General features: G+C 62.5%; 20 protein-coding genes. 10 read left to right on the top strand and 10 right to left on the bottom strand.

The annotated features are described in order from the left end of the window. Positions 1-4: 4 nt before the first annotated feature. The 3 genes from CAQU_RS10870 to CAQU_RS10880 form a co-directional block, all read right to left on the bottom strand. A complete protein-coding gene (locus CAQU_RS10870; protein ID WP_075727671.1) occupies positions 5-1141 on the bottom strand; it encodes a glutamate--cysteine ligase in 1137 nt (378 codons plus the stop codon). 233 nt (positions 1142-1374) lie between these two features. Continuing rightward, positions 1375-2031 (bottom strand): LytR C-terminal domain-containing protein, encoded by a 657-nt coding sequence (locus CAQU_RS10875; RefSeq protein WP_157109005.1) that lies wholly within the window; start codon positions 2029-2031, stop codon positions 1375-1377. A gap of 25 nt (positions 2032-2056) precedes the next feature. Then, entirely contained in the window at positions 2057-2284 is a 228-nt protein-coding gene (locus CAQU_RS10880) for a DUF3263 domain-containing protein (RefSeq protein WP_075728716.1), read from the bottom strand. Positions 2285-2342: 58 nt separating this feature from the next. Between CAQU_RS10880 and CAQU_RS10885 the strand changes: the two genes are divergently transcribed. The 4 genes from CAQU_RS10885 to cls all read left to right on the top strand — a co-directional run bounded on the left by CAQU_RS10885 (position 2343) and on the right by cls (position 6528). Next, positions 2343-2987, top strand: a complete 645-nt coding sequence (locus CAQU_RS10885) for a peptide deformylase (protein WP_075727672.1) — start codon at positions 2343-2345, stop codon at positions 2985-2987. 85 nt (positions 2988-3072) lie between these two features. Beyond that, a complete protein-coding gene (locus tag CAQU_RS10890) occupies positions 3073-4149 on the top strand; it encodes an N-acetylglutamate synthase, CG3035 family (protein ID WP_075727674.1) in 1077 nt (358 codons plus the stop codon). A 49-nt stretch (positions 4150-4198) separates the two neighbouring features. Further along, on the top strand, positions 4199-5023 hold the full coding sequence (locus CAQU_RS10895; protein WP_075727676.1) for an exodeoxyribonuclease III: 825 nt from the start codon (positions 4199-4201) through the stop codon (positions 5021-5023). Beyond that, entirely contained in the window at positions 5020-6528 is a 1509-nt protein-coding gene (gene cls, locus CAQU_RS10900; protein WP_075727678.1) for a cardiolipin synthase, read from the top strand. Before CAQU_RS10895 ends, cls begins: the two co-directional genes overlap by 4 nt. A gap of 95 nt (positions 6529-6623) precedes the next feature. Here the strand turns inward: cls and CAQU_RS10905 are convergent, their stop codons facing one another. Then, positions 6624-7406, bottom strand: coding sequence for a hypothetical protein (locus CAQU_RS10905; protein ID WP_075727680.1), 783 nt, complete (start codon positions 7404-7406; stop codon positions 6624-6626). 3 nt (positions 7407-7409) lie between these two features. Then, entirely contained in the window at positions 7410-8372 is a 963-nt protein-coding gene (locus CAQU_RS10910; protein WP_075727682.1) for an ABC transporter ATP-binding protein, read from the bottom strand. Between the two features lie 221 nt (positions 8373-8593). Here CAQU_RS10910 and CAQU_RS10920 point away from each other — a divergent pair, with 221 nt between their 5' ends. The 4 genes from CAQU_RS10920 to CAQU_RS12865 all read left to right on the top strand — a co-directional run bounded on the left by CAQU_RS10920 (position 8594) and on the right by CAQU_RS12865 (position 13985). Beyond that, entirely contained in the window at positions 8594-10060 is a 1467-nt protein-coding gene (locus CAQU_RS10920; RefSeq protein ID WP_157109006.1) for a hypothetical protein, read from the top strand. Continuing rightward, a complete protein-coding gene (locus tag CAQU_RS10925) occupies positions 10060-11052 on the top strand; it encodes a glutamate ABC transporter substrate-binding protein (RefSeq protein WP_075727686.1) in 993 nt (330 codons plus the stop codon). The genes CAQU_RS10920 and CAQU_RS10925 overlap by 1 nt, the downstream gene beginning before the upstream one ends. A 37-nt stretch (positions 11053-11089) precedes the next feature. Continuing rightward, the gene (locus CAQU_RS10930) at positions 11090-13540 is read left to right on the top strand and encodes a serine/threonine protein kinase (RefSeq protein ID WP_084563055.1); all 2451 of its coding nucleotides are present in this window, start codon (positions 11090-11092) and stop codon (positions 13538-13540) included. Between the two features lie 124 nt (positions 13541-13664). Further along, positions 13665-13985: a CD225/dispanin family protein gene (locus CAQU_RS12865; RefSeq protein WP_075727688.1), complete on the top strand. Its 321-nt coding sequence runs from the start codon at positions 13665-13667 to the stop codon at positions 13983-13985. 73 nt (positions 13986-14058) lie between these two features. On the opposite strand, the gene CAQU_RS10940 is transcribed toward CAQU_RS12865, so the two are convergent. The 4 genes from CAQU_RS10940 to CAQU_RS12470 form a co-directional block, all read right to left on the bottom strand. Next, on the bottom strand, positions 14059-15264 hold the full coding sequence (locus CAQU_RS10940; protein ID WP_075727690.1) for an acetate kinase: 1206 nt from the start codon (positions 15262-15264) through the stop codon (positions 14059-14061). Continuing rightward, positions 15261-16667: a phosphate acetyltransferase gene (gene pta, locus CAQU_RS10945; protein ID WP_075727692.1), complete on the bottom strand. Its 1407-nt coding sequence runs from the start codon at positions 16665-16667 to the stop codon at positions 15261-15263. The genes CAQU_RS10940 and pta overlap by 4 nt, the downstream gene beginning before the upstream one ends. Before the next feature lie 435 nt (positions 16668-17102). Further along, positions 17103-17462 carry a hypothetical protein gene (locus tag CAQU_RS10950; protein ID WP_075727694.1) on the bottom strand — a complete coding sequence of 120 codons (360 nt, stop codon included), beginning with the start codon at positions 17460-17462 and terminating at the stop codon, positions 17103-17105. A 215-nt stretch (positions 17463-17677) separates the two neighbouring features. After that, the gene (locus CAQU_RS12470; RefSeq protein WP_084563059.1) at positions 17678-18484 is read right to left on the bottom strand and encodes a hypothetical protein; all 807 of its coding nucleotides are present in this window, start codon (positions 18482-18484) and stop codon (positions 17678-17680) included. A gap of 552 nt (positions 18485-19036) precedes the next feature. Here CAQU_RS12470 and CAQU_RS10960 point away from each other — a divergent pair. Beyond that, positions 19037-20398: an FAD-dependent oxidoreductase gene (locus tag CAQU_RS10960; protein ID WP_075727696.1), complete on the top strand. Its 1362-nt coding sequence runs from the start codon at positions 19037-19039 to the stop codon at positions 20396-20398. Positions 20399-20539: 141 nt separating this feature from the next. Next, complete coding sequence (locus tag CAQU_RS10965) at positions 20540-21046, top strand: GNAT family N-acetyltransferase (RefSeq protein ID WP_075727698.1); 507 nt, start codon at positions 20540-20542, stop codon at positions 21044-21046. 80 nt (positions 21047-21126) lie between these two features. On the opposite strand, the gene purT is transcribed toward CAQU_RS10965, so the two are convergent. Further along, positions 21127-22338, bottom strand: a complete 1212-nt coding sequence (gene purT, locus CAQU_RS10970; protein ID WP_075727700.1) for a formate-dependent phosphoribosylglycinamide formyltransferase — start codon at positions 22336-22338, stop codon at positions 21127-21129. Between the last annotated feature and the right edge of the window lie 24 nt (positions 22339-22362).

The following is a 22362-nucleotide window of genomic DNA, read 5'->3' on the forward strand; positions in this document are numbered from 1 at the left end:
GCAGCTACAGTCGTGGCGGCACATCCCCCGACGCCAACTCATCGACCGTGTGGTGCACGACCTCAACCCAATCGTTGTGCTGAGCGAACGCCTCACGCTGGCGCACGTACCCCGGGCGAACCTTCGCCAAGGTGCGCATCATCGCCAACTCATCCTCGCAGCCGAGATCTTTCGCGATCGGCGCAAAACGCTGGAGGTAGTCCTCAAGCACCACATCCACAGTGGCCTCATGCGTGTCGCCGTCGGTAATCATGAGGGTCTCGTCGCCGTAGCGGGCAGCCCGCCACTTGTTTTCGACGTTGTGCCAGTACGGCAACTTCGGCACAGCCTCGCCGGCATCAATCAGCGAATCGAAATACACCACCGCGCAATGAATAAACGCCGTCAGCGCAGCAACCTCCCACAAAGTGGCAGGACTATCGCACACCCGCACCTCAATCGTGCCGTGCTCACAGGCGGGACGAATATCGAAATGCATGCTGCCCGTATGGGACACCACCCCGGAGGTTTCCTGATCCTTCATGAAGGACTCGTACTCAGCCCACGTATCGAAACCATAAGGGATACCGGCGGTCGGCAACTGTTGGTACAGCATCGACCGGTTGGAGGCATAGCCGGTGTCCTCGGAAATCCAGGCGGGGCTCGACGCCGAATACGCCAACATCACCGGCATCAAAGTCATCAACCCACCGATGATCGGCCACACCCGATCCTCATCTTTGACCCCCACATGCACATGCAAACCCCAGATCAGCATCTGGCGTCCCCAGTACTGGGTGCGTTCGATGATCTCCTTGTAATGCGGCTTATCCGACACGTCCTGGGTGCGGAAATCCGTCGTCGGGTGCGAACCAGAAGTCCACAACCGCAGCCCCATCTCCCGGGCAGCCTTATCCAACGCCGCCCGGGATGCCTGCAGCTGCTCAAACGCCTCGGCCGTGTTAGTGCACACCCCGGTGACGATCTCCACCGTGTTATCCAAAAACTCCAAATCAAAACGCACCTTGTCGTGCGGCTTCGGAGTCTTCTCAATCAACTCGGCAGCCCTGCCCACCAAATCACCAGTGTCCGGATCGACAAGCGCAAGCTCCCACTCCACACCAATCGTGGGCTGGGGAGAACCTTTAAAAATGTGGGCCACGTTAGCCGCCTAACAGGAGTACGTCCAAAAATCCCGGCCTTCACGCAGCACCAAGCCAGCCCGCGCAAAACCGTGCACCTTGCAGAATATGTGACACCCCCGCCGCACACGCAATCAACACCCCACCCGCGCGGGGGAGAACCCCCACCCACACGCAAAAACTCTCCCCCACACGCGAAGAAAACTGCACGTTAAGGGGAGAGCACAAAAGGGAGAAAAACCTAGCGCAAAAACTAGTTCATGTCCTGCGTCAAAATCAGCAGCACACCAGCCGGCACGTCACTGAGATCCGCCGGACGCGGCTCCGCAACAATATTGAGCTGGCGGGCCACAGCCTTCGCAGTGGCCTCCTCCACCTGATTGCCGGGAGTATAGAAAGCCACCGAACGCGGGAACGGGCGCTCAGGGTAGTTACCCACCTCAGCCACCTCGAAATTCGGGCGAATCCGATCCGCCACATTCGCCGCCAAGCCCTGCACCGTCGAATTATTCAGCACCACCACCGGCGCATTCGTCGGCACATTAGCTGCCGGTGCCGCATCACGGCCACCAGCCGGGGCAGGAGCAGCCTGACCCTGGCCTTCCACCGGGCGCGGCTGCTGCGCCGGGGACGGCGCAGCCTGATCATCAGCAGGCTTTTGAGGCTGCTCATTAGCCGGGGCGGGCTTTTGCCCCTGCGGCGCAGTCAGCGACGGCGTCGCCGTCGCCCGCACCACATCATCACTATCACCACGAGTCATCGACCACACGCCCCACGCCACCAACAGCGCAGCGACAGCCAGCAAAATCATGGCAATCCCACGCAACGGGACACGCGGTGCGGCAGCACCAGTCGCACTCACAGGAGCAGCACCATTGGATTCAAGATCAACTTCGTTGTAGTCAGACACACCCAAACTCTAACCCGCACACCCACTAAGCCCCCGGCACGCCACGCCCCGACCGCACCCGCTGCAAACGCCGCACCAACGCCGGCGCATACTCCAACGCCTCCGCCGAATCCAGCAACACATTCAACCGCTGAAAAAACCGCGTCGAACTCACCCCCAACTCCGCCCGAATCATCTCATCCCGCGCCCCGACCTGTCGCGGCAACCGGGACGCACAATCCAACAAGCGCCGATCGAACTCACTCAACCCCACAACAACCCCCAACCACGCGCACACCAGCCAACAACATCCATGGCCTAAGATTAGCCCCATGACAATTCGCCCCGTTGTAGTCCACGGAGACCCCGTCCTTCACACCCCCACCACAAAGGTCACCGCCTTCGACGACGAACTCAAAACCCTCGTCGCCGACATGTACGACACCATGGACAAAGCCCACGGCGTCGGCCTCGCAGCCAACCAAATCGGCGTCGGCCTCCGCGTCTTCGTCTACGACTGCCCCGACGTCGAAGGACCCAACGGCGAAATCAAAACCGAACAAGACATCGCCGCCCAAGGCGGCCCCAACCGCCGCGGCGTTGTCGTCAACCCCACCCTTGAAACCAGCGTCATCCCCGAAACCATGCCCAACGACGATGGCAGTGACGACGAAGGCTGCCTGTCCGTCCCCGGCTACTCCTTCCCCACCGGCCGCGCCGACTGGGCCAAAGTCACCGGCTTCGACGAAACCGGCCAACCAGTCGAAATCGAAGGCTACGGCTTTTTCGCCCGCTGCCTCCAACACGAAGTCGGCCACCTCGACGGCTACGTCTACACCGACACCCTCATCGGCCGCTGGAAGCGCATGGCCAAAAAGGAAATCAAACACAACGGCTGGACCGAAGCCGGCCACACCTGGATGCCCGGCGTAGACCCCGACCCCTTCGGCGTCGACGACGAGGACACCGACAACTAAAACCCACCCACCCGGTCACGCCCCACCACCACGGCGCGACCGGGTGAATTTCTCTAAAACCCCACACAAAGGCCAAACAACAACCTTGTCCCCGAAAGACACCCCCCGCACCCGCCGCCACCGCACAGCACACCGCGCCCCCACCATCGGCGACCGTGTGATCGTTCGCCGTAAACTTCCCGACACCCCCGGGCACCTCACCGACGTCATCGGTCACGTCGAAAACACCGAACCGCTGACCATCCGCCCCCAATCAGTAGGCGGGTTTGCTTCCACCGCGGAGCCCATCACCATCGACGAGGACCTCATCGTGGTCTGCAAAGTCCTCGCCCCCCGCACCATCAGAAACTCCGATATCCGCAACGTCGAATACGCCACCGCCGAATCCTTCCCCGGCATCGAGCACACCTGGGTCGGTTCCTGGGTGTTGCGCGCCGGCGACGGTGTCACCGAACGTTCCAACTCTGCCGCGCCACTTGGCCCCGGCGCCGTTTTCGACCCGGTGCCCCTCGACGACATCTTCGACTTTTACCGGCGCCACAATCTCCCGCCCCGGCTGCTTATCCCCGACCGCATTGGGCGCGCCGCGGAAAACATCGTCGCAAACCCGGGGTGGGACCTTGGCGAAGAAATCCTGGTGCTGACCGCGGATATGGACGACGAGCACCGCGCCATGTACGCAAACCCCCAGCTCACCCTCGCCCAGCTGGCGAAGCGCTGCAATATAGGCACGGATGTAATCGAATTCCGGGTCGATGACCAACCGGATGAGGCGTGGCTGGCTATGTACCACTTCCGGGGACAACAGCTGCCCACCCACGCTTTGAACCTCTTGCGCGAAAACATCAACGGTCGGATGGGGTTCGGCCGCATCACCATCGACGGCCATACTGTTGCCATCACCCGCGGCACCATCACCACCAGCCCCGATGGCCGCACGTGGTTGGGGTATTCCGCCGTCGAAGTCGCCGATGCTTGGCGCCGCAAAGGGCTTGGCCGCACCCTGGGGCAGCTCATGCTTGGCTGGGGTGCGACCCACCACGCAGATCATGCTTATCTCCAAGTCATTGAAAACAACCACGCCGGGCGCGCCCTCTACGACAGCCTCGGTTTTATCGAACACCACCGCCACCGCTACGCCACCTACCACCAAACCCCCTAAACACCCCGCCGCAGCACCTTGCGGGCGGAGAGCCAACTAAGGTGGTGGCATGCGTATTGCGACCTTTAATATCAACTCGGTTCGTGCCCGCGTGGACCGGGTGTTGGACGTGCTGGAGCGGCACGACCTGGATGTGCTGGCCCTGCAAGAAACCAAGGCATCGGAGAAGAACTTCCCCTATGCTGCGTTTGAACAAGCCGGCTACGAGGTCGCCCACGTGGGCACCGGCCAGTGGAATGGGGTGGCGATCGTGTCCCGGGTCGGCATCGAGGACGTCTGGGAGCAGTTCCCCGGCCAGCCCGGGTTTCACAAGGATCCCACCAAGGAGCAGGCGGTCGAACCGCGCTGCGTGTCGGCGGTGTGCGGTGGGGTGCGGGTGATGAGCTTGTATGTTCCCAACGGTCGCGAGGTCGCCGACCCCCACTACACCTACAAGCTGCGCTGGCTGGACGTGCTCAGCCATGTGGTGCGCGACGAGTTGGCCTCCCACCCGGATCGACCGCTGCTGCTGGTGGGGGATTTCAACATCGCACCCCGCGACGAGGACGTGTGGTCGATGGAGTTTTTTGCGGATAAAACCCATGTGACCGAGCCGGAGCGGGCCGCTTTCGAACGACTGCTGGATGCGGGCCTGTACGAGGTGACCCGCAAATTCACCCCCGGCGAATACACCTACTTTGATTACACCGCCGGCCGTTTCCCCAACCGGGAGGGCATGCGCATCGACTTCCAGCTGGCCTCGAAGCAGCTGGCGCGCACGGTGCAGGCAGTGACCATCGATATCAAGGAACGCCAGGGCAAAGGTGCCAGCGACCATCTGCCGGTCATCGTCGATTACACCTGGCCGAAGACCAGCGATGAGGATGTACGATGAGTGATTTTCTATCCAATGTTTGGTCGAATACGGACATCCGTGTCGTCGGCCTGATTATCGACTACACGATTAAGGCCATTGCGATCGGTTTCGTCCCGGAGGGCCGGCGACCGTCTTCTTCAATGGCGTGGCTGTTGGCCATCATGCTGATCCCGGTGTTGGGTTTGCCGCTGTACCTGCTGATGGGTTCGGCCTACATTAATCGCCGCCGCCACCGCATCCAGGAGGAAGCCGCCGAGTTGATCTCGGGCGCGCAGGCAAACCAGCCGGATTGTCCCGATAATGCGGAGCTTTCCCCGGAGCTGCGGTCGATCATTCGGATGAACCGCAAGCTGACGGGTTTTCCCGCGTTTACGGGTACCGCACTGGGTTTCCACCACGACTATGTGCAGTCTTTCCGGGCGATGGCGGAAGCGATCGACAAGGCGCGCGACTATGTTCACATCGAGATCTACATCGTGGCCTGGGACCACACCACCGATGTGGTGTTTCAGGCGATGGCGCGCGCCGTGGATCGCGGGGTGAAGGTTCGCCTGCTGATCGACCAGGTCGGCTCGTGGAAATACCCGGGCTATGTGCGTTTGGGTAAAAGGCTGGACGCTATCGGGGTGGATTGGCATTTGATGCTGCCGCTCGCGCCGTGGCGGTGGCGATTCCGCCGCCCGGATCTTCGTAATCACCGCAAGATGGTGATCGTGGATGGCGAGGTGGGTTTCATTGGGTCCCAGAACCTCATTGATTCGACCTACCTGTCGAAGAAAAACATGCAGGAGGGCCGCCATTGGATTGATGTGATGGTGGAGCTGACCGGCCCGGTGGTGACCAGTATGAACACGGTGTTCGCGGTGGATTGGTATCAGGAGTCCGATGAGATCATCACCGAGTTCCGCGATCTGGAAAACCCGCAGCTGCCGGCCAAGGGGGAGGAAAACCCGGATCACATTAACGTGTTCCAGTTGGTGCCCTCCGGACCGGGTTATGACACTGAGCCGAATTTGCGGATGTTTAACCAGGCGGTGCATCACGCGAAGAAGCATTTGGTGATTTGTTCGCCGTATTTCATCCCGGATGAGTCCCTGCTGGAGGCGGTGACCTCTGCGTGCTATCGGGATGTGCGGGTTGATTTGTTGGTCAATGAGGTTGCTGACCAGTTCATGGTGGGGCACGCCCAGTCGTCCTACTATGCGGCCTTGTTGGAGGCGGGGGTGCATATTCACCTTTATCCGGCCCCGTTTATCTTGCACACCAAGTTTGTGGTGGCAGACCCGGAGGGTGAGGATCCGATTGGGATCGTGGGGTCGTCGAATCTGGATATGCGCTCTTTTGGTTTGAACTACGAGACCTCGTTGTTTACTGCCCGCGGCAATGTGACGGATTCTCTGTGGGAGTTGGGCCAGGGCTATATGGCGTCTTCGCGGGAGTTGACGTTGGATCAGTGGGAGAAACGCCCGTTGCGTCGCCGCTACATCGACAATGTGATGCGGTTGACTTCGGCGCTGCAGTAGGCCCACCGTCTGGTTTTGCGCCGCCATAAGCAAACGCGCCCTTTCCCCCTTGAGCGAGGTGGAGGGAAAGGCGCGTTGTGCTGGTGGCGCGTTTTTTAAGCGTCGCGGCGGCTGGTGATGATGCAGCCGAGGATGAAGATGGCGAGCGACCAGGCGGCGAAGTAGTACATGCCGGTGCTGGCTTGCTCGAAGTGGGTGTTGAAGATCCGGTCGGAGATCCAGGCGTTGTAGTTGGTAAACGGCAGCCATTGACCGATCTTGATGCCGACCTTCGGCAGGATGGCGATGATGTTTTCCAGCACCGCGAACCACAGGATCATCAGGGTGGTGGCGCCGGCGGTTTGGCGCACGATGGTGGCGATGCCGACGCAGAAGGGCACCAGCAGCAGTGCGGCCAGGGGCAGCACCCACAGCAGGCGTTTGACGACATCGTCGCCGGCGATGGTGATTTGGTCGGAGTAGGGGCCGACGGTCATCTTCAGCGCGAGGATGGACAGGAAGCTGGTGACACTGGTGAGGATGACGGCGATGACGCCGTACAAAAGCGCCTTAGCGACCAGCACCAGCGGCCGGTTGGGGGAGGCCAGGAAGGTGGTGGGGGCGTAGTTGTGCCGGTATTCGGCGGTGACGACCATGACGGCGCCGATGATGATGAAGATGAAGCCGAGCTGGTTGACGAGGCCCAGTGCGCTGGCGGCGTCGTAGTTGAGTTTGGCGTCGCTGCCTTGGCCGGAGGAGTTCATCAGTTGGGCGGTGCCCCAGCCGGTCATGGCGTTGAGGCCGACGCAGAAGATCAGCATCAGGGCGCTGACCCACCAGAAGGATTTGGTGGAGCGAAGTTTGGTCCACTCGGAGAGCAGAAGTCGGGGGAAAGTCATGGTTTATGCGTCTCCTTTATCCGCAGCGGGCTGAGTGGAGGTTTCCGTGGTGCCGGGCGCGCGGTATTCGACGGAGTCCGAAGTAAGTGCCATGAAGGCGTCCTCGAGGGAGGTTTCCTGCTCGGTGAGTTCGCTGAGCGGGATGCCGTAGGTGTAGGCGAGTTTGCCGATGAAGTCGGTGTCGTTGCCGGTGATCAGAATGCTGTCGCGGCCGCGGGCGTCCTGGCCGAGGCTGTATTCGACGCCTTCGCTATCGAGGGCGGCGGACATCTCTTCGATGTTGTCGGTGCGGACCCGGGTCAGGGACCCGGCGGCCATTTGGGTGAATTCCGCGGTGGAGGTGGCGGCGATCAGTTTGCCGCGGCCGATGACGATGAGGTCGTCGGCCATCAGCGCCATTTCGGACAGCAGGTGGGAGGAGACCAGCACGGTGCGGCCTTCGGCGGCCAGTGCCTGCAGGAAGGTGCGCACCCAGCGGATGCCTTCGGGGTCGAGGCCGTTGACGGGCTCGTCAAGCAGCAGTACTTCCGGGTCGCCGAGCATGGCGGTGGCCAGGCCTAGGCGTTGGCCCATGCCGAGGGAGAAGCCGCCGACCTTTTTGCGGGCGACGTCTTGAAGTCCCACCATGGTGAGGACTTCTTTGACGCGGCTGGTGGGAATGCCGTTGGTTTGGGCAACCCATTTCAGGTGGTTGTAGGCGCTGCGGTTGGGGTGGACGGCTTTGGCGTCCAGCAGCGCGCCGACGGTCTCCAGGGGCTTGCGGAGCTTTTTGTAGCTGCTGCCACCGATGAGGGCTTCACCGCTGGTCGGCCGGTCGAGGCCGAGGATCATGCGCATGGTGGTGGACTTGCCGGCACCGTTGGGGCCGAGGAAGCCTGTGACCACTCCTGGCTTCACGGAGAAGGTGAGGTCGTCGACGGCCGTGACAGGGCCGTATTGTTTCGTCAGTCCGCGGACTTCAATCATGGTCAATAGTGTTGCACATTTGCGGATTTTCTACAGTAACGACAGTCTTTTGCATCCTTTTGGGGGCGGGATGTGTGCGCTGGTTGTCTGTGGTGTGGCTGCGCGGGGGCGGGGAGGGGGGATCCAGTGGGGTGTGTTGGGTGACCGCGGTCGGGGTGGGGGTGGTGTTTTCGGCGGTGTTGTTTGCGCACAAGTGAAGTCGAACACGTTATTCTGGGGCAATGCAGACCACCGACCCCCATGCGACCCATCCCGCCATGCCGGGCGGGTCGCCTGTGGGTTCCGATCCGACAGATCAGTGGATCGAAGCCGCCGGCCACGAGCATTTCCGGCAGCGCCACCCGGCGTTGGCGCTGGCCCAAGAAACCTTCATCGCGCCGCTGGCGCGGGCGCGCCGCACCGCGAGTTTTTTCACCACCTCCCCCGGCGTGATCACCCTCGTGACGGTCATTATTACGGTGGGGATTTTGGCGGCCGGTTTGTCGATGGCGCAGTCGAGTGTGCAGCGCCAGCAGCAGCTGGACATGCTGATCACCAACGCGGAGCCCATGAGCTATTCCGCCCACAACGTCTACACCTCCCTATCGATCGCGAACACCGCGGCGACGACCGGTTTCGTGCAGGCCGGGGTGGAGGATCAACTGACCCGGGCCCGCTATACCGAAGCGATTAAACGGGCCGGGGAGTCGCTGGCGGAAACCGCCGCCGGCATGTCGACGACGCAAAGCCGCAGCAGCGACGAGCATGCGTTGGCGCTGATCATCGACATTCAGCAGCAGTTGAATATTTATGTGGGGTTGGTGGAGACCGCGCGCGCCAACAACCGGGCCGGCAACCCAGTCGGTGCGGCCTATCTCTCGGAGGCCAGCACCCTGATGCGGGAAAGGATCCTGCCGGCCGCAAGTGACCTGTTCGTGCTGACCACCGGTGAGGTGATGACTAAGCAAAGCAACCTCTCCAAACCGCAGTGGGTGCCGATCTCTGGTTTGGTGGCTGCACTGGTGATGCTGGCGCTGGGCCAAATCTGGCTGTCAAAAAAGACCCGCCGGCGCCTCAACAAGGGCTTCGTCACCGCCACCGCACTGATGTTTGTGGCGCTGATGTGGGTGGGTTCCGCTAACTATGTGACCTGGAAGGCCGGCACGGAAGGATTCGCGGAAGCCGCCGCGCCTTTGAATTCGCTGACCAACGCGCGCATCCGCGCCGAACAGGCCCACACCCAAGAAACCCTGGCGCTGGTGCTGCGCCAGGAAGTCGGCGCCAGCGGCAACGACTTCGGGGAAACCATCCGCACCCTCAACCGGGCGCTGGACGAGTTTGAAGATTCCTCCCTGGGATCAAGCTCGCAAGCCATCGGGCATGTCTACAGTGCCCGCAGCGCCATCGACAAGTGGGTCACCGCCCACGAACAGCTCGTCAAGCTCCTCGCCGCCGGAAAATATCAAGAAGCCCTCCCCGCCGCCACCGGCCTGGGCGAAGGCTCCGAAAACTCCTCCGCCGCCGCCTTCCACGACCTGGACGAAAACCTCGCCACCCTCATCGCCGACGCCCGCGCCAGCTTGCGGGCCTACATCCGCGACGGCGTCACCGCCGCCCGGGCAGTGCCCGCAGTCGTGCTGATCCTGTCCTTCGTGTCCGTCGTCGCACTATGGCTGGGCATCCGCCCCCGACTGCAGGAGTACCTGTGATGCGCCCCCACCTGCTCCGCACCACCTCCTGCCTGCTGCTGGCCACAGGGCTCACACTCAGCGCGTGCAGCACCCCGGAAACCCCCTCCATGCACGACACCCAAGACGCCCAACCCGTGACCTGGCCACTACCGCCAGGGGCGGTGCTCGAACAGGCCGGCAGCGTCACCCCAGACCCCATCGAAGACGACGCCCTACCGCACGGCTCCCTCGCCCCCGACAACGCCACCCCCGCCGACCGGGTGCCCACCATCGTCGACCGCGGCTACGTCCTCGTCGGCGTCAACCAATCCCAAAACCTCCTGTCCTTCCGCGACCCCGTCACCGGCCAACTCCAAGGCTTCGAAGTCGACATCGCCCGCGAAATAGCCCGCGACATCTTTGGGGATCCCGACCGGGTGGAATTCCGCTACGTCGACGCCAGCGACTTCCAAGAAGCCCTCGACACCGGCCGCGTCGACATGGTGCTGCGCTCCATGTCCATCACCGCCGCCCGCCAACAACACATGGCCTTCTCCGCCCCCTACCTAGCGACCAGCAAACAACTCCTGGCACTAACCCAATCCGGAGTCGACTCCGTCCGCGACCTCAACGGCCGCACCGTCTGCGTCGCCAACATGTCCACCGCCCTCGACCGCGCCCGACAAGTCGCCACCGGCGCCAACATCATCAAAGTCCGCAACTGGGCCGACTGCCTCGTCGCCCTCCAACAACACCAAGCCGACGCCATCCTCGCCGACGACGCCATCCTCGCCGGCATCGCCGCCCAAGACCCCTACGCCACCCTCGTCGGCAACAACCTCTCCCGCGAAAACTACGGGGTAGTCTTCCCCCTCCCGGCCGAAAAACCCGCAGCCGCCGGCGGCATCCGCCAAGTCAACTACACCCTCGCCCGCATCTCCCGCGACGGCACCTGGCAAAAAATCTACAACCGCTGGCTCGGCCCCTACCAAGTCTCCGCCGGACCGCCCCCACCGGTCTACGACAACTAACCCACAGCCCCACCAAAGAAAGCGAAAGGAGGAAACCATGAGCAGGGACGAAGCCACCAGCCCCCAACAGCGCCCCGCCCCCGAAGACACCACCGGCCCCTTCGACATGCCCACCCAGGGCGGATACCTCATGCCCACCGGCGCCACCAACCACCCCGCCGACGACTTCGACATGGCCACCAGCGCCAGCCTTAATGCACCGGGAACCACCGGGGTACCCTTCGACCCCTTCGCCGACGATGACGACGAACCCGAAATGGACCTCGCCGAACTCGACGCCCTGCTCGGCGGGCTCAACCAAGTCGCCCCCACCCCACACGACCCCGGCGCCAACTCCCGCAAACAAGCCCTATCCACCTTCCGCGAACGCCGCACCACCCTCCGCGAAGGACGCATGGTCGCAGACGGCATGGTGGAACTGCCCTTCCAGCAGCTTCGCGACCCCGAAGACTCCCTCATGGACCCCGCGGCGGAAATCGCCCGCGGAATCGCCGCCCCCCAACTATCCCCCGGCGACCTCGTCGCCGGCCAATACGAAATCAAAGGTGTCCTCGCACACGGCGGCATGGGGTGGGTGTATCTCGCAACCGACCTCAACGTCTCCGGCCGGTGGGTCGTCCTCAAAGGCATGATCGCCGACGCCAAACAACACGACCGGGCCGGCGCAGAAGCAGAACGCGAATTCCTCGCCGACATCACCCACCCCAACATCGTCAAGATTTTCAACTTCATCGACGACCCCCGCGTCGACGGCGGCTTCATCGTCATGGAATACGTCGGCGGCCCCAGCCTGCTCACCCGCCAACGCCAACTCACCGGCGGCGTCCTCGACATCGACATCGCCATCGGCTACATGCTGGAAATCCTGCCAGCCCTGGAATACCTCCACTCCCGCGGCGTGGTCTACAACGACCTCAAACCCGACAACATCATCGTCACCGAAGACCAAGTCAAACTCATCGACCTCGGCGCCGTCACCGGCATCGGGGCCTTCGGCTACATCTTCGGCACCAAAGGATTCCAAGCCCCCGAAGTCGCCACCGACGGGCCCAGCATCGCCAGCGACATCTACACCATCGGCCGCACCCTCGCGGCCCTCACCCTCGACCTTGAAGTCGTCGATGGGGTGTTCGCGCCCGGCATCCCCTCCCCTTCCGACTCGCCGCTGCTGCGCCGCAACCTGGCGTTCTACCGGCTGCTGCTGCGGGCCACCCACGAAGACCCGGCCAAACGTTTCGGCAGCGTGCGCGAATTGTCCGCCCAACTCTATGGGGTGCTGCGCGAAATTTTGGCGATCCGGGACGGCAAACAATTCCCGGCCCAGCATTCGCTGTTTTCCCCACAACGTACGACCTTCGGCACCAAGCACGTGGTGTTTCGCACCGACCAGCTGATCGACGGTATCGAAAGGCAAGTACAGATCACCGCCAACGAGGTGGTCTCCGCGCTGCCGGTGCCGCTAATCGACCAGGAGGACGTCGGCGCGCCCATGCTGACCGGTTCCTCCTATACGGAACCGCAAGAAGCTCTGGAAAACATGCGGGCGGCGATGGCCAGCGAGGAGTATTCTTCCTCCGCTGAGCTGCCGTTGGGTGTGGTGCGCGCCCTGCTGGATTTGGGTTTCGTCGACGAGGCCCGCACTTGGCTGGAATCCCTCAAACCCCGCTTGGGCCAGGACTGGCGCCACCAGTGGTATTCGGGGGTGACGGCGCTGCTGTTGGACGATTTCGAGCACGCGCAGGAAAACTTCTCCCGGGTATTAGCGATTGTGCCGGGCGAGTCCGCCCCAAAGTTGGCGTTGGCTGCTACCGACGAGCTGATCCTGCAGCAGCGTGGCTTGGGCCAGCAGGCGCTGCTCACCCCGGAGGTCACCGCCGCCTTGGGTGGTATCGGGGACTCCCTGGCGGAGGTTCCCCGCGACATGATGGATGAGCTCGACAGCACCTGGTCGCACACCACCACCTCCTCGAAGTCTTTGCGTTTCCACTCGATGCGCCTGTACGCGCTGGTGTGGGCGACGAATCCGACGACCGTGTCCAGTGCTTTCGGATTGGCGCGGCAGCTGTTGGCGGAAAACCATGTGGAGTTGGCGGTGGATGCCCTCGATCGGGTGCCGCAGGCTTCCCGGCACCAGCGCATGGCGAAGCTGACGACGATTTTGCATTTGGTTTCTGGGGAACCGCAGGCGTTGTCGGAGTCCCGGATTCGCCGTGCTGCCCGCCGGTTAGAGGAGATTCCCACCAATGAGCCGCGTTTGCTGCAAATCAAGATTGCGGTGGTGGCGGCCGGGGTGAACTGGTTGCGGGCGCACGATTTGGATGCGGCGGCCTCCCGGGCGGATCTGTTTGATGTGCCGTTTACGCAGCGGGGTTTGCGGCGGGCGCTGGCTGGCTCTTTGCGGCTATTGGCCCGCAATGCGCCTTTTGCCCGGCACCGTTATGCGTTGGTGGACATGGCGAACTCGGTGCGCCCCACGACGTGGTTCTAGCGGGACTGCCAGCCAAACTGCCCCCGGTGATGGGTGTTGCTGCGCTATGCTTGTCGGCACATCCTGTCATCACGTGGCCTGTCGCGTGGTGTCGCCGCAACGACGAGGAAGGTTGTGTTTGTCGATGACGTATCCCGGCAACCCGTATTCCGCTAGCCCCTACCAGTCGCGTACTGTGCCGACCTACCTGTTTTGGTCTGTGCTGTCGGCGTTTTTGTTCCCCATCTCTGGGGTGTTTGCGGTGTGGGCGTCGACTCGTGTGGTTGAGGCTTTGGGAGCCGGGGATATGAACGCGGCACAGATGTATTCTTCCCGTGCCAAGACTTTAATGATTGTGTCTTTTGTGCTGTTCGTGGTGATGATTCCGGTGAGCTGGATGATGCAGAATGCGTGGGGGATGCTTGCCGGTTCGGGGTCTTTTGACTCCTCCGTGCAGTCTTACTAGCAGGTATTAAAAAGCGCTGCGGGCCTTAGGAGTTCTTCCCTAGGCCCGCAGCGTTTGTTGTATCTGGGGTGGGTTATCGCTGTTGCTCGGCGAGTTTGACGGCGTAGCGGGCGATGGCGAGTTCTTCGTTGGTGGGGATGACGAAGACTTTGACTTGGGAGTCGTCGGCGGAGATTTCGCGTGCCCCATCGTTGGGTTGGGCGTTTTTCTCGGGGTCGATTTTGATGCCGAAGCCTTCGAGGTCGGCGAGCGCGTCGGCGCGCACGTCGACGGCGTTTTCGCCGACACCGGCGGTGAAGGTGATGGCGTCGACGCGGCCGAGGGCGATCATGTAGGAGCCGATGTAGCGGCGCAGCTGGTGGATGTAGACGTTGTAGGCCAGCCAGGCGTCTTGGTCTTCGTTGTCGATGCGGGCTTCGATGTCGCGGAAGTCGTTGACGCCGCAGAGGCCTTTGACACCGGAGTCGCGGTTGAGCAGTTTGTCGATGTCGTCGATGCTCATGCCGGCGGAGCGGTGGAGGTGGAAGACGATTCCGGGGTCAATATCGCCGGAGCGGGTGCCCATGACGAGGCCTGCCAGGGGGGTCATGCCCATGGAGGTGTCGATGGCGCGGCCGCCGCGGATGGCGGCGGCGGAGGCGCCGTTGCCGAGGTGGAGGGTGATTTGGTTGACGGCGGCTGCGGGCATGTCCAGCATTTCGGGTACGTGGGAGGAGACGTATTCGTGGCTGGTGCCGTGGAAGCCGTAGCGGCGCACGCCGTGTTGGGCGGCGATGTCGGCGTTGATGGCGTAGAGTGCTGCCGCCGGTGGCATGGAGTGGAAGAAGCCGGTGTCGAACACTGCGACGTGGGGTACGTCGGGCAGGAGGGTGCGGGCGACTTCGATGCCGTCGATGTTGGCGGGGTTGTGCAGCGGCGCCAGGGGGATGAGGTCCCGGATCATGTCGAGGATCTCGTCGGTGATGATTTCTGGCTGGGAGAACAGGATGCCGCCGTGGACGACGCGGTGGCCGACGGCGGTGATGTCGACGTCTTTAATGCCGCAGCCGTGCTCACCCATGAGGTTGAAGGCCATGTCGAGGCCGACGGAGTGGTCGGGGATGGGGGCGTTGAGGGTGTATTTTTCGCCCTGGTATTTGAGGGTGATTTTTCCTTCGGGTTCCCCGATTTGTTCGACCAGTCCGGAGGCGAAGGGGTCGTCGGTTGCGTGTTTGGTGGGGTCGACGAGTTGGAACTTGATGGATGAGGATCCGGAGTTCAGTACGAGTGCGAGGCTCACTTGCTGCTCCCAGCCTGGATTGCGGTGATGGCGACGGTGTTGACGATGTCGGGGACGGTGGCGCCGCGGGATAGGTCGTTGACGGGCTTGTTCAGGCCCTGCAGGATCGGGCCGACGGCGAGGGCGTGGCCGGTGCGTTGTGCGGTTTTGTAGCCGATGTTGCCGGCTTCCAGGTCGGGGAAGATGAACACGGTGGCTTGGCCGGCGACTTCGGATCCGGGCATCTTCTTCTTGGCGACGCCCATGTCGACGGCGGCGTCGAACTGGAGGGGGCCGTCGACTTTGACGGTGGGGTCGAGTTCGCGGGCGTGCTGCACGGCGGCGATGGCGCGGTCGACGTCTTCGCCGCTGCCGGAGGTGCCGGTGGAGTAGCTGAGCATGGCGACTTTGGGGTCGATGCCGAACTGGGCTGCGGTTTTGGCGGAGACGATGGCGATTTCGCCGAGTTGTTCGGCGGTGGGGTTGGGGTTGACGGCGCAGTCTCCGAAGGCCCAGAGGCGCCCACGGAGCACCATCAGGAAGATGGAGGACACCACGGAGGCGCCGGGGGCGGTTTTGATGATCTGGAAGGAGGGTTTGATGGTGTGGGCGGTGGTGTGGGCCGCACCGGAGACCATGCCGTCGGCCAGGCCCTTGTGGATCATCATGGTGGCGTAGTAGGAGATGTCCCGCATGGTCTCGCGGGCTTGCTCGATGGTCACGCCCTTGTTTTTGCGTAGTTCGGCGAATTCTTCGGCGAACTGCTCGCGCATGGGGTCGGTCTCTGGGTCTTTGAGGTGCGCTTGGCTTAGGTCGAGGCCGAGTTCTTTGGCGCGCGCGGTGATCTCATCGGGGTTGCCGAGGATGGTCAGTTCGCAGACTTTGTCTTTGAGCAGCTGGTCGGCTGCGGTGAGGACGCGATCGTCTTCGCCTTCGGGCAGGACGATGTGGGACTGGTATTCCTTGGCTTTGTTCAGCAGCCAGTATTCGAAGGTGACGGCGTTCATCACGGGCTCGACGCCGCGGCTGTTTTCTTCGATCTTGGCGGCGATCTCATCGATGTCGCCTTCGCGGATTTGGGTGCCGGTGAGTACGCAGGCGACGACGGCGCCGAGTTCTTCGGCGTGCACCTGGGACAACTCGACGCGGTAATCACCCATGTCTTCGCGGGTGTGCACCAAAAAGACCAGCGGGATGCCCAGGGCGGCGGCGGCTTTGGAGTCGAAGTCCAAAGAGCCGGTGCCTTGGAGGAGGACGTGGCCGTCTTCGAGTGGTTCGCTGGCGATGACGGCGGCGAGGGTGGGTTCGCCGGTGACCAGCGTGCGGTGCTTGAGCCCGAGGCGGTGTGCGAAGTCGACGACGTCGACGTCTTCGCAGGTGCGTCCAATGGAGGTGAACAATACGGACTTGGTTAGTGCTGTCACGTGGTGTCCTTTCGGTGACGTCGTCGTGCGCCGGGGTCGGGCGGTGGCATGCGGTTAGTGGCCACGCACGGTTTTCTTTGGTCCCACAGCTGGTTGTGCGGGACTGCGCGCCTGCTGGTGGTTGGCCGTGCCTTGTATGTTCTAAAGCCCCACCGCACGTCGTGTCGGGGCCTGTGGTGTGGCCTGAAACGACTGTGGCGGGACTTGTGATTCAACGCATAAGCCTACCGTGTTAGGCCCAACCTGGCACGGCGGACGGGAGCATTTTTCGCGCATTCACGCCCCACCTGGGATATCTCTGGTTATCTTGTCTTGCACGGCGCAGACTGCTGGAAGTTCTTTTCTTTTGCTCCCCTTCGACACCGTTGGCCATGACCGCAAAAACCGCGCCACCGAAAAGCTTCGGGACGCGGTTTCATGGAATCGGTGTTGAGGTTATTTCTCCGTCGGGGGCTGAACCGGGTTGGTGATGGTCGGCTTTTCGGCAATCTTGGACAGGCTCGGCTGCAAGACAGGGTCAGTGGTGGGCTGGTTGGTCGGCGGCGGAACAGGTGCCACGGTGGGCTTTTCCGGCACGACAGTCGGGACGGGCTTGACCGGATCAGCAGGCTTGGGGGCGGTCGTCGTCTCGATGGGCTTTGCGGCGGGTTCCGGCTTGTCGCTGGAGGCGGAGGAGCCGCCGTCGCCGACGGCCACGGCGATAACCAGCAAGATGGTGGCGATCAGGGCGCCGATCATGCGGTTGACGTCTTGTGCGTTGCGGGGGACGAGGTCGAGGATTTCGCCGAGCTTCATAAGGTTTTGTCCTTTGGTGGTTCTAAGGGCTGGCCCCCGGTGGGGGCGCGTTGTGGTTTTATCCCATCACTTCCCCGGGGTGCGTGTCTGGGTTTTGGTGAAAATTTTCTTCATTGCCCACCGCAGTCAGGAAAACCCCTCAGCACCAGATGACACTGAGGGGTTGGCGCATCTGCCGCGATGAAAGATGCGAGAGATTCAATTCCCGAGAGGGCTTACTTGTAGAGTTCCGGCGCCAACAGTGCGCCACCCGACCAACTAACAGCCTTGTTGTCGAGGTTGAATGAATACAACTCAAGCCGCAAACGGTTGACACCCTCGACATTGATTTCTACTGGAATTTCATCGGGGTAGGTTGCGTTCCAAGTGCCAACCTCACGACCGTCGGCGTAGGCCTTCAGCATGACACGTTGCTGATAGGTACTAACCTCTTCACGAACAGCGAGGGTGGTCTTGAATGTTTTGTACTTGCGGGAGAGCACTGCATCCCAGGTTTCGCGGTGGTAATACCCCCGCTTCCTCAGCGAATGGGGGTACGCTTTTCCGTTCACCGTCACGGTTCCCCTCAACACGCCCGAGCTGTCACGGTCGAGGGAATCAAACATATAGGGCCCATCGACCACGGGCTTCGGCGCAGGCTTGGGTGCCGGTGCGGGCGCCGGAGCCGGGGCGGGCGCCGGATCCGGATCGGGAATCACCGGGGCGGGCGCGGGAGCAGGGATGACCGGGGCGGGTGCAGGTGCGGGGGCCGGATCCGGGATAACAGGCGCGGGAGCGGGCTTCGGTGCCGGCTTGGGCGCGGGTTTGGGCGCCGGCTTCGTGGTGGGCTTGACCTTGCTGGTGGTGGGCTGAGCCGCGGTGGTGTTTCCTCCGGAGCTAATGCCCATGCTGCTGAGCATGCCCAGGACGGTGACCAGGCCGGTCACGATCGTTGCGATGACTTTGAGGACCTCAACCCAGTTGGTGTTGGCGGCTTGCTGCAACATCTGCTGGATGGCCCGAGGAAAGTGAAGGCGACGCATGGGTGCGTTCTTCCTTTCTATATCCGGTGGGGTGTTTCCTTTTCATGCCAGCACGCGACGTAGCTGTGGTTATAGCTGGTTCACCTCTACGGGTAACTTCCTCATGAGTATCTGCATTAACAGCAGTCACAAAATGATTGCGGACGCGCCACCTGTGAGCGAACCTTTGCCCTGTTTCCCCAGGAAAAGCACGGGTGAACTGCAGAAGGGGAATTCACCCGATAAAGTGCCCCCTTTCCCCTGTTCAGTGCCCTATTTTTCGGGGGCAGCTCGGCGCCCCAATTCACCTTATTGAACACGCTTACATATGGTTGCGCGTGCATGTTTTATGGTGTCGTGGCGCCCAAGGTTTGGGATAGCTCACGAAAGGATTGCCCAAGCAAGCAACATCACGGTGCATTTAGGCACGCAAACGACTAGACTGAGTCGGTCTATAGTTTCGCCGTTTATCGACTAGCCCCGGCAATCACCTGCACTTTCCCGCGACAGTAGCGTCGCTGGGACTGGACAAGGATGCTTGCACCTGGGGCATGTGAAGGAAATACAGCCGATATGTCTCGCCCCTTGCGCGTCGCCGTCATCGGTGCCGGCCCCGCCGGCATCTACGCCTCCGATCTTTTGATGAAGTCGGACACCCCGGTCGAAATCGACCTGTATGAGCGCATGCCGGCCCCGTTCGGCCTGATCCGCTACGGCGTGGCACCCGACCACCCGCGCATCAAGGGCATCGTCAACGCCCTGCACAAGGTGATGGAAAAAGACGAGCTGCGCCTGCTCGGCAACATCGCCGTCGGTGAGGACGTCACCATCGACGAACTCAAGCAGTTCTACGACGCCCTGGTGTTCTCCACGGGCGCGACCGGCGACCGCGACCTGGACATCCCGGGCTCCGACCTGGAGGGCTCCTACGGCGCCGCCGAGTTCGTCGGCTTCTACGACGGCAACCCGGACTTCAAGCGCGAGTGGGACCTGTCCGCCGAAAAGGTTGCCGTGGTCGGCGTCGGTAACGTCGGTCTCGACGTGGCCCGCATCCTCGCCAAGACCGGCGAAGAGCTGCACGTCACCGAGATCCCGGACAATGTCTACGAGGTCCTCAAGACCAACCAGGCTAAGGAAGTGCACGTCTTCGGTCGCCGCGGCCCCGCCCAGGCGAAGTTCACCCCCTTGGAGCTCAAAGAGCTCGACCACTCCCCCACCATCGAGGTTGTCGTCAACCCCGAGGACATCGACTACGACGAGGCCAGCGAAGCTGCCCGCCGCGAATCCAAAACCCAGGACATGGTGTGCTCCACCCTGGAGCAGTACGCCATCCGCGACCCCAAGGGCGCACCCCACAAGCTGTTCATCCACTTCTTCGAGTCCCCCGTCGAGATCCTCGGCGAGGACGGACGCGTCGTGGCCCTGAAAACTGAGCGCACCCAGCTCGACGGCAACGGCGGCGTGACCGGCACCGGCGAATACACCGAATGGCCCGTCGGCGCCGTCTACCGCGCCGTCGGCTACCGCTCCGACGCCGTCACTGGTGTGCCCTTCGACCCGAACGCTGCCGTCATCCCCAACGACGGCGGCCACGTCCTGACCGAACCCAACGGGGAGATCGTGCCCGGCCTGTACACCACCGGCTGGATCAAGCGCGGCCCCGTCGGCCTGATCGGCAACACCAAGGGCGACGCCAAAGAAACCATCGAGATGCTGCTCGCCGACTACGCCGACGGCAAACTCGACGAGCCCGCCAAGCCCGAAAAAGACGACGTCATCACCTTCCTGGAGGACAAAGGCCTGGCCTACACCACCTGGGACGGCTGGCACCAGCTCGACGCCGAAGAACGCCGCCTCGGCGAGGCCGAAGGCCGCGAGCGCAAAAAGATCGTCGAATGGGACGAAATGGTGAAGCACTCCCGCAAGGACGCCTAAGCAACGCCCCCGCTTAGACCACAGCCACCCCACCCGCCGAAGAAGTGAAGCAACTCACAGGCGGGTGGGGTGGTGTATTTTTGCCATAAATTGGTGTTTCAATTCGCCAACAAGCGACCAAGAGGTCTAAGTTAGCCCGCTATGACTTACTTCTTCGCTGTCTCCAACCTCCGCGCCATGTCGCCCATGGAGGTCCACAACCTCTACAAGCTCCGCGTAGACATCTTCGTGCACGAGCAGCGCTGCCCGTACGCCGAAATCGACACCACCGACGCGCTGGACACCACCAGCCACGTCCAAGCCTTCGACACCGACCGTGTCCTGCGCGGCACCGCCCGCGTCTACACCACCACCGCCGCCGAATTCGCCGCCGAAGCACACCTGCCCGCACCGGCCGACAGCACCGCCCCCGTCGCCCACATCGGCCGCCTCTGCGTCGACAAGGACGCCCGCCACGCGGGTCTGGGCTCCGAAATCATGCGCCAAACCATCCGCCTGGCCGAGGAACAATACCCCGGCATGCCGGTCGTGATCACCGCCCAGGAACACCTGGTCGACTACTACGCCACCTTCGGCTTCGTCCCCGCCGGCAATACTTTCGACTGGGATGGGGTCAACCACGTTCCGATGCAGCTGGAAAAGAACTAGCGCAACACGCCCCAACGTAAAAACCCCGACCGCTTCGCACACACTCGTGCACGGCGTCGGGGTTTTCGTGATGTGTAAAGCTAGTTCACCGGGTGGGCATGAATGCGCTGAGCCGCCTCACTTGCGCGCTGACGGGCGGTATCGACGTCCTCCGCGGTGGCGATAGCCACGCCCATGCGGCGGCGCTCATGACATTCGGGCTTACCGAACAGGCGCACCTCGACCTCAGGCAGGGCTAGCGCTTCCGCCAAACCGGTAAAGGACACGTCTTCTGCCTCGCAGCCACCGTAGATCACAGCGCTGGCACCGGGCGACGTCAAGGTCACATCAATCGGCAAACCAAGGATCGCGCGGGCATGCAGTTCGAACTCGGAGAATCGTTGCGACGCCATGGTGACCATGCCGGTGTCGTGCGGGCGCGGGGAGACCTCGGAGAAGTACACATCATCGCCACTGATAAACAGCTCCACGCCGAACACGCCCCGGCCACCCAAAGCATTGGTGATGCGGGCTGCCACGCTGCGGGCGGTATCGAGCGCAGCTTCGGTCATCGGCATCGGCTGCCAGGATTCGACATAGTCGCCGGATTCCTGACGGTGACCAATCGGCTCGCAGAACCAGGTCGCCGGCTTGCCGGTGGCCGGGTCAATGGAGCGGACCGTCAGCAGGGTGATTTCGTAGTCGAAGTCGACGAAACGTTCCACGATGACTTTTTCGGCGTGCACGCGACCGCCACTCATGGCGTACTCCCACGCCGCCACGATGTCTTCCTCGGAGCGGATCACGCTTTGGCCCTTACCGGAGGAGCTCATCACCGGCTTGACCACGCAGGGGTAGCCCATCTGGCCGACCGCGATTTCGAACTCGGCAAAAGTCTCGGCGAAGGCGTAGGCGCTGGTGGGTAGCCCCAATTCTTCCGCGGCGAGACGGCGAATACCTTCCCGGTTCATGGTCAGTTGGGTGGCATTTGCCGTCGGAATGACGGTGAAGCCTTCCTTCTCCAACTCGGCCAGCGCGTCGGTGGCCAGGGCCTCAATTTCGGGCACGATGAGATCCGGGCGGATTTTTTCCGCCAGCGCTTTAAGCGCTTTCGCGTCACTCATGTCCAGGGTGTAGGCGTAGTGCGCCACCTGCTGGGCGGGGGCATTGTCGTAGCGGTCCGCGGCGTGCACCTCCACGCCGAGGCGCTGGCAGGCGATAGCGACTTCCTTACCGAGCTCACCCGATCCAAGCAAAAGGACTTTCGTGGCGCTGGGATTCAGGGGAGTTCCGAGGGCATCTAAGGTGAACATGACGCCAACTTTACCCACCTTGGG

Source organism: Corynebacterium aquilae DSM 44791 (assembly GCF_001941445.1).
Classification (GTDB): Bacteria; Actinomycetota; Actinomycetes; order Mycobacteriales; family Mycobacteriaceae; genus Corynebacterium; species Corynebacterium aquilae.

Excerpts from the sequence above, each read along its gene's own strand:
- CAQU_RS10885 (WP_075727672.1), top strand. The coding sequence starts at position 2,343 with ATGACAATTCGCCCCGTTGTAGTCCACGGAGACCCCGTCCTTCACACC.
- CAQU_RS10895 (WP_075727676.1), top strand. The coding sequence starts at position 4,199 with ATGCGTATTGCGACCTTTAATATCAACTCGGTTCGTGCCCGCGTGGAC.
- cls (WP_075727678.1), top strand. The coding sequence starts at position 5,020 with ATGAGTGATTTTCTATCCAATGTTTGGTCGAATACGGACATCCGTGTC.
- CAQU_RS10905 (WP_075727680.1), bottom strand. The coding sequence starts at position 7,406 with ATGACTTTCCCCCGACTTCTGCTCTCCGAGTGGACCAAACTTCGCTCC.
- CAQU_RS10910 (WP_075727682.1), bottom strand. The coding sequence starts at position 8,372 with ATGATTGAAGTCCGCGGACTGACGAAACAATACGGCCCTGTCACGGCC.
- CAQU_RS10920 (WP_157109006.1), top strand. The coding sequence starts at position 8,594 with ATGCAGACCACCGACCCCCATGCGACCCATCCCGCCATGCCGGGCGGG.
- CAQU_RS10925 (WP_075727686.1), top strand. The coding sequence starts at position 10,060 with ATGCGCCCCCACCTGCTCCGCACCACCTCCTGCCTGCTGCTGGCCACA.
- CAQU_RS10930 (WP_084563055.1), top strand. The coding sequence starts at position 11,090 with ATGAGCAGGGACGAAGCCACCAGCCCCCAACAGCGCCCCGCCCCCGAA.
- CAQU_RS12865 (WP_075727688.1), top strand. The coding sequence starts at position 13,665 with ATGACGTATCCCGGCAACCCGTATTCCGCTAGCCCCTACCAGTCGCGT.
- CAQU_RS10950 (WP_075727694.1), bottom strand. The coding sequence starts at position 17,462 with ATGAAGCTCGGCGAAATCCTCGACCTCGTCCCCCGCAACGCACAAGAC.
- CAQU_RS12470 (WP_084563059.1), bottom strand. The coding sequence starts at position 18,484 with ATGCGTCGCCTTCACTTTCCTCGGGCCATCCAGCAGATGTTGCAGCAA.
- CAQU_RS10960 (WP_075727696.1), top strand. The coding sequence starts at position 19,037 with ATGTCTCGCCCCTTGCGCGTCGCCGTCATCGGTGCCGGCCCCGCCGGC.
- CAQU_RS10965 (WP_075727698.1), top strand. The coding sequence starts at position 20,540 with ATGACTTACTTCTTCGCTGTCTCCAACCTCCGCGCCATGTCGCCCATG.
- purT (WP_075727700.1), bottom strand. The coding sequence starts at position 22,338 with ATGTTCACCTTAGATGCCCTCGGAACTCCCCTGAATCCCAGCGCCACG.